The 6941-nt window shown below is 61.0% G+C and carries 9 protein-coding genes; all 9 read left to right on the plus strand.

The genetic code is table 11. The features are described from left to right. Position 1 precedes the first annotated feature (1 nt). The 9 genes from QMG79_RS11275 (at position 2) to rpsN (ending at position 6293) form a co-directional block, all read left to right on the plus strand. Positions 2-1024, plus strand: a complete 1023-nt coding sequence (locus QMG79_RS11275) for a FecCD family ABC transporter permease (protein WP_283538718.1) — start codon at positions 2-4, stop codon at positions 1022-1024. A gap of 1 nt (position 1025) precedes the next feature. Beyond that, complete coding sequence (locus QMG79_RS11280; protein ID WP_283538677.1) at positions 1026-1877, plus strand: ABC transporter ATP-binding protein; 852 nt, start codon at positions 1026-1028, stop codon at positions 1875-1877. Positions 1878-1948: 71 nt separating this feature from the next. Continuing rightward, positions 1949-2953 (plus strand): siderophore-interacting protein, encoded by a 1005-nt coding sequence (locus tag QMG79_RS11285; protein ID WP_283538719.1) that lies wholly within the window; start codon positions 1949-1951, stop codon positions 2951-2953. 72 nt (positions 2954-3025) lie between these two features. Next, complete coding sequence (locus QMG79_RS11290; RefSeq protein ID WP_283538678.1) at positions 3026-3862, plus strand: SGNH/GDSL hydrolase family protein; 837 nt, start codon at positions 3026-3028, stop codon at positions 3860-3862. A gap of 150 nt (positions 3863-4012) precedes the next feature. Beyond that, a complete protein-coding gene (locus QMG79_RS11295; protein WP_283538679.1) occupies positions 4013-4498 on the plus strand; it encodes a MarR family winged helix-turn-helix transcriptional regulator in 486 nt (161 codons plus the stop codon). Between the two features lie 67 nt (positions 4499-4565). Then, a complete protein-coding gene (locus QMG79_RS11300) occupies positions 4566-5327 on the plus strand; it encodes an SGNH/GDSL hydrolase family protein (RefSeq protein ID WP_283538680.1) in 762 nt (253 codons plus the stop codon). A gap of 251 nt (positions 5328-5578) precedes the next feature. Then, positions 5579-5815 carry a 50S ribosomal protein L28 gene (gene rpmB, locus QMG79_RS11305; protein ID WP_283538681.1) on the plus strand — a complete coding sequence of 79 codons (237 nt, stop codon included), beginning with the start codon at positions 5579-5581 and terminating at the stop codon, positions 5813-5815. Then, on the plus strand, positions 5815-5982 hold the full coding sequence (gene rpmG / locus QMG79_RS11310) for a 50S ribosomal protein L33 (RefSeq protein WP_013602737.1): 168 nt from the start codon (positions 5815-5817) through the stop codon (positions 5980-5982). The genes rpmB and rpmG overlap by 1 nt, the downstream gene beginning before the upstream one ends. Positions 5983-5987: 5 nt before the next feature. Next, the gene (gene rpsN, locus QMG79_RS11315; RefSeq protein WP_283538682.1) at positions 5988-6293 is read left to right on the plus strand and encodes a 30S ribosomal protein S14; all 306 of its coding nucleotides are present in this window, start codon (positions 5988-5990) and stop codon (positions 6291-6293) included. Positions 6294-6941: the final 648 nt, after the last annotated feature.

Here is a 6941-nt window from a genome sequence, read left to right on the forward strand (position 1 = left end):
GATCAACCGGACAGCTGTCCTGGCCACTGCTGTGGTGCTGCTCTTTGCCGCCAGTATCCTGCTGGGCAGCTACACGGTGACAATCCCCGATTTCTTCAGGATTGTCTCCGCCCATCTGACGGGCGGGGAGAAGATCCCAGGCGCCAGCTTCATCGTCATGGAAAACAAGCTACCCCGGGCCATAGTGGGAATCATGATTGGCGCTGCCTTCGGACTCTCCGGTGCGCTCTTTCAGACCATGCTTCGTAACCCACTGGCCAGTCCCGATGTGATCGGTATCAGCTCAGGAGCCAGTGCGGCTGCCGTCTTCTCCATCGTCATTTTCGGTGCCACGGGTGTGTTGGTCTCGGGGGCGGCACTTGGCGGCGCGCTCGCTGTAGCGGCGCTCATCTACTTCATCAGCCGCAGCGGCGCGCTCGGCTCCGGTGGCGGCACGGGCACTTCGGCTGCAGGCACCAGGCTCATCCTGGCCGGCGTCGGAATCGCTGCAGCGCTGCAGGCTGTTGTCAGTTTCCTCATGACCCGCACGGATATCCGGACTGCTGCGGAGGCGCTGATCTGGCTGAACGGGTCCCTGAACTCTGCCAACTGGGAGCGCGTCAGTATCCTCTCTGTCGCCTTGCTCATCCTGGTTCCACTGGTGGCCCTGCTGGCTGGGCCGCTACGCATCCTGGAACTGGGCTACGACGCAGCGGCAGGACTAGGAATCCGGGTGGCCTTCGCCAGGCTCGCCGTGGTGATTGTTGCGGTCGCGCTCGCAGCTGTTGCCACTGCGGCCGCGGGGCCGGTGTCCTTTGTTGCTTTTTTGGCCGGTCCCATCGCCCGGCGGTTCACCGGGTCCGGCAGCCTTCCCGCAGCGGCGTTGGTGGGCTCCGCCATCGTGCTCGCTGCGGACTACTTTGCTGCGAACATCGCACCCCTCCTGCTCAACGGTGCCGTCCTTCCTGTTGGCGTTGTCACAGGTGCGCTGGGCGCCCCATTCCTCCTGTGGCTCCTGGTCACGGCCAACCGGAAGGAAGCCTGACATGGCCTTTCTGCATGCCAAGGACCTCACGCTGCAATACGATCAGCGGCGCGTGGTGGAAGGACTCACCACGGAAATCCCAGAGGGCAAGGTGACAATGATCGTAGGCGCCAATGCCTGCGGCAAGTCCACCCTACTGCGTGGTCTTTCGCGCCTCCTCAAACCGTCAGGCGGCACAATCACCCTGGACGGCAAGGACATTCATTCCTTTCCAGCCAAGGAACTCGCCCGCACCCTCGGGCTTCTTCCGCAGCACCCCACCGCCCCGGACGGCATTACCGTGCGCGACCTGGTGGGCCGGGGGCGTTACCCGCACCAGGGATTCTTCCGTAGCTGGAGCGACGCTGATGAAGTCGCCGTCAACCACGCACTCGAAACCACCGAGACCTTGGAACTGGCAGCGCGGAATGTTGACGAGCTCTCCGGAGGCCAGCGCCAGCGGGTCTGGATTGCGATGGCCCTGGCACAGGAAACCGGGGTCCTGCTGCTTGATGAACCCACGACCTACCTCGATCTTGCGCATCAGGTAGAGGTCCTCGACCTCATTACAGACCTCAACCGCAGCCGCGGCACCACGGTAGCGATTGTCCTGCATGACCTCAACCTCGCAGCCCGCTATGCGGACCACGTGATCGCCATGAAGGGTGGCCGCATCGTTGCTGAAGGTTCCTCTGCCGCCGTCGTCACCGAGGACCTTGTCCGCGACGTTTTTGGCCTGGAATCCCGGGTGGTCAAGGACCCCATATCCGGTACACCCCTGATCGTTCCGATCGGGCGCCACTACGCAGATCCGACGGCGGGGAATCCCACCCGCCCAAAAGCACCGACCGCCCCACTGGAGTTGGCATCATGACAGAGGCATTGAACCGAACCGATGGCCGCCGGGAAGGCTCCATGGTGGAAACCGAAGCAGCCACCGAGCCCATGACCTTGGCCTTTGAGGTCACTGTCTCCTCGGTCCAGGAGCTCAGTCCGAACTTCCGCCGGGTCACTTTCGGAGGCTACTGCCTGCGCGACTTTGGCCTCAACGAAGACACGCTCGACCTGCGCATCAAGCTGATGATTCCGTCCCTGGCGCCTGACGGTTCCGCACTACCGCTTCCGGCCTTCGCCATGGAATCAGAGGGCTGGTACCGCGAATGGCTTGCGATGGACCCAACCCTTCGCGGTTCCATGCGTACCTACACGGTGCGGCAGACCCGGCTCGATGCCGTCTACCCGGAAATTGACGTGGACTTCGTCATGCACTTTGACGAGCACGGCAGGGGCGGTCCCGCCGCGAACTGGGCCCTGAACGCCACACCGGGTGATGCCCTCACCCTCATTGGCCCCAACAATCGGGCAGACCGTCCCCAGGGTGGTGGCTACGGTGGCATCGAATGGCGCCCAGGAATGGCACAGCGCGTACTCCTTGCTGGTGACGAAACAGCAGTGCCAGCCATTGCGGCAATCCTTGAGAGCCTGCCGAGCTACATGACGGGTCAGGCGTTCCTGGAAGTCCCCGAGGCTGGCGACTTCCTTGAGATCAGTTCACCCGCCAACATCCAGATCACCTGGCTGGCCCGCGGCGCAGCGATTGGCCGCTCGCGCCCGCAGGGCGAACTCCTGCAGGATGCTGTCCGCCGGGCCATCCGGGTTCCGGGCTGGGTCGGCATCAAGGCCAGCGACGAAGGCCCCGGCAAAGAACCCGAAGACATCAACGTGGACAAGGACATTCTCTGGGACACTCCCGGCCGTCTTGATGCCCGCGCTATCGAGGGAAGCCGGAACCCAGACAAGCCCTCCGGTGCCCTTCCGTTTTACGCGTGGATTGCCGGCGAGGCCGCGGTCATCAAGGAGTTGCGCCGGTACCTGGTCCGTGACGTTGGGATCGACCGCAAGCAGGTGGCGTTCATGGGCTACTGGCGCCAGGGCAAGGCCGAAGGCTAAAGCTCAGATTTCGAGGCGCACTGTTCATGTGCCTGTTCCCTGCTCGCCTTGTCGCCTCGCTAGTGTGGTGGGATGCGAGGGGAACGGATACTGCCCCAGGCTGGGCGCCGCCTGTATGTGGCCCTGGGAGACTCCTTCACGGAAGGTGTAGGCGATGTCTCCCGAAAGCGGCCCAATGGGGTCAGGGGCTGGGCGGACCGCGTCGCCGAAAAGCTGGCCAAGGACTCGCCCGGGTGGGAGTATGCCAATCTGGCCATCCGAAGCAAGCGACTCCGGCACATCATTGACGAACAACTCCAACCTGCACTGGAGCTGCGACCTACGCTCATCAGCCTCTACGCCGGCGGAAATGACATCCTTGATTTCGGTACCGAAATGGATGCCCTGATGGCCCGGTATGAGGAATTGGTGGCCACCCTTGCTGGCACCGGGGCGACGCTGGTTCTCTTCACCGGCTTTGACGTGAAGGTTTCTGCGCTGTTGGAGCCGTTTCGTAGACGCAATGCCGCCTACAACACACGGGTCCGTGAGATAGCCGCCCGTCACGGCGCTGTCCTGGTGGACTACTGGTGTCTTGATGCGTTCCATGACCCCCGAATGTGGTCTTCGGACAGGCTTCACATGTCCAAGGCAGGCCACAGGTACCTCGCTGACCAGGTGCTGGACCACCTGGGTGTGCCCCACACGGTTCGCACCCAGGACTGGGACCCCCTGGGAAAGGGAACCGTCAGGGATTGGGAACGGAAGCAGCGCGAATGGGTCAGGGACTGGGTGGTGCCGCTGTTCGGCCGAAAGATCCGTGGCGTCACCCTAGGCGATACGCTGCGTCCCCGGTGGCCAGTTCCTGTGGTGGTCCCCGCCAGGGGCGGGCTGAAAAAGCTGCTGGAGTCCGCGGCGTCGGACGCCTGAGTCCGGCAAGGCTTCTGGGAGCGTCGAGGCGGAAAGTCCGGTGCACGACGGCGGCCCGTCCCGCCTTCGGTCAGCTCGCGATTGCGGCGGGTCCGGGCGTTGCAGAAATTAACTTGAATGATCAATGTTAATTTCTTCTAGAATGGGAAAATGACTGAACCACGCTGGCTGACCGCCGACGAGCGGCGGGCTTGGCTGGCCCTGATGAGCCTCACCACGCTTCTTCCGGCTGCCCTCGATGCACAGCTCCACACCGCCGGCAAGCTTTCACTTTTTGATTACCACGTCATGGCCATGCTTTCCGAAGCAGACGGGCGCATGCTTCCCATGAGCGCCCTCGCTGGACGCACCAGCGCGTCTCTTTCGAGGCTCTCCCACGTTGTGAGCAAGCTTGAGAGGCGGGAGTGGGTGGAACGCCAGCCGCACCCCAAGGATGCCCGTGTCACAGTCACCCGCCTCACTGACGAAGGTCTGAGGCACCTGGAGGCACTGGCGCCGGCACATGTGGAAGCTGTACGGTCTAATTTCCTTGACGGACTGACGGAGGAGGACGTCGAGGACCTCGCTAGAATTGGGCGAAAGGTGGTTGCTCGGATGAAAAGTGACCACTGGATCCTGAATGAGGGTCAGGATTGACGCTGGTGGACCGCACTGTGCATGAGCCCGCTTGGTTGCCCGCGGCAACCGGTGGCAGACTCGAGGCATGGAATTTTCTACCCGTTATGTAGCGCTAGGGGATTCGTTTACCGAGGGTGTGGGTGACGAGGACCTTTCCCGGCCCAACGGCGTCAGAGGCTGGGCTGACAGGGTGGCCGAGCAGCTTGGAGCTGCCAACCCTTCGTTCGGCTATGCCAATCTCGCAATCCGTGGCCGGAAGCTTCGTCAGATAGTCGCCGAGCAGGTTGATCAGGCGCTCGAGCTCAAGCCCACGATCGTCAGCATTTACGCGGGTGCCAATGACATCATGCGGCCGCGGGTGGATATCGATGATCTTCTGGTTGAGTACAACGACGCAGTCACGCGGTTGAGTGCCGCAGGTGCCACAGTCGTCATGTTTACAGGTTTTGATGCGCGCGGATCCAAGGTGTTCAGCACCATGCGCGGCAGGACCGCCATCTACAACGAGTTGGTGCGTGGAATTGCCGGTGACCATCATGCGCTCCTGGTGGACTACTGGCGTTTCAGCGAGTTCTACGATTGGGGGATGTGGGCCACGGACAGGATGCATATGTCTGCCGCGGGTCACGCAACAATGGCGAAGCGCTTTTTGACAGTGCTGGAGCATGAGCACTCAATTGATGTCCCGCCGATGACTCCCGTGCCGGAGCTCAGCCCCGCGGAGGCCATTCGTGCCAACGCCCGGTGGGTCCGGGAGTATGCCGCTCCCTGGGTTGTTCGGCGCGTTACGGGCACCTCGTCCGGCGACGGACTGCAGCCCAAATATCCGGACTATATCCACCTCTAGCGCCATGGGGGGATATCCACCCTGCAACCCTGGATTCGCCTTTAATAGCGCGAACTCGTAGACTTGGCAAGCGCTAAGTGCGCGGAGCGTGCGCAATTGCTCCGGTGGCCCATGGTTTCCTGCGGCAGCCGGTAGTTAGGGGCTCAAGTTGCGTGACTGACCGTTCGCCCACAGATCTTTCGGGTCGCACTTAGAAGCATGACCCAGCAGCAGATATGCGGGTCATTACTTTCAATTCTTGAGGAGAAGTCATGGCAGCACACTGCCAAGTGACCGGAGCCGAGCCGGGCTTTGGGCACAGCATTTCGCACTCGCACCGTCGCAACAAGCGTCGGTTCGATCCGAACATCCAGAAGAAGCGCTACTGGGTTCCTTCCCTGCGCCGTAACGTCACGCTGCAGGTCTCTGCACGTGGCATCAAAACCATCGACGTTCGCGGCATCGACTCTGTCGTTGCATCGATCCTGGCTCGTGGGGTGAAGCTCTAGTGGCAAAAGACAAAGATGTACGTCCGATCATCAAGCTGAAGTCCACCGCCGGCACGGGTTACACCTACGTCACGCGCAAGAACCGCCGTAACGACCCCGACCGCATGGTTCTGAAGAAGTACGATCCCAAGATCCGCCAGCACGTCGAATTCCGAGAGGAGCGCTAAAGCATATGGCTAAGAAGTCAATGATCGCCAAGAACGAACAGCGTAAAGTTATCGTTGAGCGTTACGCTGCCAAGCGCCTCGAATTGAAGAAGGCCCTGGTAGACCCCAACTCCACCGACGAAGTTCGCGAAGCAGCACGCCTCGGCCTGCAGAAGCTCCCGCGTAACGCCTCGCCGATTCGCGTTCGTAACCGCGACATCATCGATGGCCGTCCGCGTGGAACATTCCAGAAGTTCGGTATCTCCCGTGTTCGCTTCCGCGACATGGCGCACCGTGGAGAACTTCCGGGCATCACCAAGTCTTCCTGGTAATCCGCTTCTGCTGATTCCACACGCTTGAGAAGGGGCGAACAACGTAAACGTTGTTCGCCCCTTCTGTGTTTAAGCCGTTCATGCGGAATCACTCCACCGACACCTGCTGCCGTGCCAGAAGGGGTAACAGTGGGTAGGAAGCGACTCCGGGCCTATGTGGTGGAGCGCACATAAGAAATGGTCGACGCCGCGTTCGCCCTGGAGGTACCAGGAAGCCTCCCTGCCGCACCAGGTAGCGGATTTTGCGGACCCCAGGGGTGGATTTGCGGTGGGGGTGGTGTGGGTGTATTGTTTTCTAAGTCGCCGCGAGGGGAACAGCTTAGAGCTTGTTACCGCGGGTGGCCAATCCCCTTTATTTCAAGCCATTTTCTGGTTGTGCTTTGTGGTGCTTCTGGTGGTGTGGGGTGTTCTTGGTTCTTGTGTGTTGCTGGTCCTGGTGGATTTGCTTCGGGTGAGAATTTAGGGTAAGTTTGAAAAGTTGCTCCGGAGCGATCCTGAACGTTTGTTTGGGTGGTGCCGGGTGTGTCTGTTGTTTGAGAACTCAATAGTGTGCCAAGTTTATTGATACCAATTTTTTATATGAATTGGTTGAATTATGCCAGGTTGTGCCGCCCCTGTGGTGCGGTCTGGTTATTTTTTGGCTGGTTT

This window comes from Pseudarthrobacter sp. PS3-L1 (genome assembly GCF_030063285.1).
GTDB lineage: Bacteria > Actinomycetota > Actinomycetes > Actinomycetales > Micrococcaceae > Arthrobacter.